This window comes from Mycobacterium sp., assembly GCF_049280035.1.
In the GTDB taxonomy this organism is placed as follows: Bacteria; Actinomycetota; Actinomycetes; order Mycobacteriales; family Mycobacteriaceae; genus Mycobacterium.
In genome coordinates this window covers 1-3098 of record NZ_JBAPPI010000855.1, presented here as the reverse complement: position 1 = coordinate 3098, position 3098 = coordinate 1, and the positions used below count along the sequence as shown (strand labels likewise).

Annotated in this window: 1 protein-coding gene; it reads left to right on the top strand. The window is 65.0% G+C overall.

The genetic code is table 11. The annotated features are described in order from the left end of the window. On the top strand, positions 1 to 3098 hold a 3098-nt coding region (locus WAN71_RS27345; protein ID WP_422228323.1), incomplete at both ends, for an NAD-glutamate dehydrogenase domain-containing protein.

Genomic DNA, 3098 nt, shown 5'->3' with positions numbered 1-3098 from the left:
CACCTACCAGGGCCCGCACGACGAGGCCGCAGCTGACCGATGGCCGGTCGACGGCCGCACCGCCGCGGCGGCGGTGACGCCGGCCTTGCTTGCCGCGCACTACCGGCTTGGCCGTCACCGGCCGGCGGGGGAAAGCCGAGTCGCGATCTATCCGCTGGACGATCCAGCCGGGTTCGGCCCCGCCCTGCAAGTGGTCACCGACAACGGCGCGATGCTGATGGATTCGGTCACGGTCCTACTCCATCGGCTTGGCGTGCCATATGCGGCGATCTTGAACCCGGTGTTCCAGGTCCGCCGCAACGCAGACGGCGATCTGCTCAGTGTCGAGCCGACGACGTCGGACAGCGGTGCTATCGACGAGACTTGGATCCACGTACAGCTTTCGCCCTCGGTTGACCCTGCGGCTCTGCAGGATGCCGAACGCCTCTTGCCGGGCGTACTCGCTGATGTGCGCCGGGTGGCAGCGGACTCGGCAGCGATGTGGGCCATCCTCAACGACCTGGCCAACGACGTCCAAACCAATGCGGGCGGGCGCTATCCAGGGCCCGATAGCGGCGATGTGGCCACGCTGTTGCGCTGGCTGGCCGACGGGCATTTCACGCTGCTGGGCTATCAGCGCTGCCCGGTGCGCAACGGACGCGTGTCGGGCGATGAAGCGACCACCAGCCTTGGTGTGCTAAGTCGGCGCAAAAGTTCCCGCCCCCGCCTGACCGACGACACCGAACTGCTGGCGCTGGCGCAGACAGACGTTGCGAGCTACCTGCGCTTCGGCGCCTACCCGTATGTCATTGCGGTCCGCGAAAACGTCGACGGCAGCGTCTTCGAGCACCGGCTGATCGGCCTGTTCACGGTGGCCGCCATGAACGCCGACGTCCTGGAGATTCCCATCATTTCCCGCAGGGTCCGCGAGGCGCTCGCGTTGGCCGACCTCGACGCCGGCCATCCGGGACAACTGGTCCTCGACGTCATCCAGACCGTGCCGCGCTCGGAGCTTTTCGCGCTCAGCGCCGAGCAGCTGTTGGCGATGGCCAAGGCTGTAGTGGATCTCGGATCGGCGCGCCGAGCACTGCTGTTCTTGCGCGCTGACCGCCTCGAGTACTTCGTCTCGTGTTTGGTCTACCTGCCCCGTGACCGCTACACCACCGCCGTGCGCTTGCAAATCGAGGACATCCTGGTCGCTGAGTTCGGTGGCACCAGCCTCGAGTTCACCGCTCGCGTGACTGAAGCACCTTGGGCCCTCCTGCATTTCATGGTCCGGCTGCGTCCTGACAGCGCCACGCAAATCGATACCTCCGAAACCAACCGAGTCCGGATCCAGGCGTTGCTGACCGAAGCCGCGCGCACCTGGTCCGATCGGCTGATCACCGAGGCGGCGGCGGGCGCCGTCGGACCGCGCGATGCCGAGCACTACGCGGCGGCGTTCTCCGAGGCGTACAAGCAGGCCGTCACCCCGCCCGACGCGATCAACGACATCGCGATCTTCGAAGAGCTAACGGACGGCTCGGTCAAGCTGGTGCTCTCCGATCACAACTATGACGACACCGCCCGGCTGACTTGGTATTTGGGCGGGCGAACGGCCTCGTTGAGTCAATTGCTGCCGATGCTGCAATCCATGGGTGTGGTGGTGCTCGAGGAGCGACCATTCACCGTCGCCCGGCCCGACGGACTACCGGTGTGGATCTACCAGTTCAAGATCACCCCACTTCCAACAATCACGCTGGCGCCGTCAGGTCCTGAACGCGAGGCGACCGCGAAACGTTTCGCCGATGCGGTCACCGCGATCTGGGAAGGCCGTGCCGAGATCGACCGGTTCAACGAGCTGGTGATGCGCGCCGACCTGACCTGGCAGCAAGTCGTGCTGCTGCGTAGCTACGCGAAATACCTACGGCAGGCGAGTTTTCCGTACAGCCAGTCCCACATCGAATCAGTGCTTAACGAAAACCCAGACACCGCACGGTCGTTGGTCAGCCTGTTCGAGGCATTGTTCGACCCAGCCCCTTCCGATTCATCGAAGAACCGCGACGCGCAAGCTGCCGCTGCAGCGGTCGCCGCCGACATCGACGCATTGGTGAGCCTCGACACCGACCGCGTCCTGCGGGCATTCGCCTCGCTGATCCAGGCCACCTTACGCACCAATTACTTTCTGACACGCGAAGCTTCGGCCCGCAGCCAAAACGTGCTGTCGCTGAAGTTGGATGCGCAGCTGATTGACGAACTTCCGCTGCCACGGCCCAAGTTCGAGATCTTCGTGTATTCGCCCCGGGTCGAAGGTGTGCATTTGCGATTCGGCTATGTGGCGCGCGGTGGTTTGCGTTGGTCGGACCGTCGGGAGGATTTCCGCACAGAGATCCTGGGGCTGGTCAAGGCGCAGGCGGTGAAAAACGCCGTCATCGTGCCGGTCGGCGCCAAGGGCGGCTTCGTCGTCAAACAGCCGCCGCTGCCCACCGGCGACGCCGGTGCTGATCGCGAGGCAACCCGAAACGAAGGCATCGCCTGCTACAAGCTGTTCATCTCGGGATTGCTCGACATCACCGACAACGTCGATCACACCTCCGGCAACGTCAGCACGCCCGCCGAGGTGGTACGGCGCGACGATGACGACGCCTATCTGGTGGTGGCCGCGGACAAAGGCACCGCAACGTTTTCCGACATCGCCAACGACGTCGCAAAGTCCTACGGGTTCTGGCTGGGCGACGCCTTCGCGTCCGGTGGATCGGTCGGCTACGACCACAAAGCGATGGGCATCACCGCCAAGGGCGCCTGGGAAGCGGTCAAGCGGCACTTCCGCGAGATGGGCGTCGACACCCAGACCGAGGACTTCACCGTGGTCGGCGTCGGCGACATGAGCGGCGACGTGTTCGGCAATGGCATGCTGCTGTCCACCCACATTCGCCTGCTGGCCGCCTTCGACCACCGCCACATTTTCTTGGACCCCGACCCCGATCCGGCCACCTCGTGGCAGGAACGACGACGGATGTTCGACCTGGCCCGCTCCAGCTGGGACGACTACGACACCTCGCTGATCAGCGAGGGCGGCGGGGTATACAGCCGCGAGCACAAATCCATCCCGATCAGCGACCAGGTCCGGGCGGCGCTGG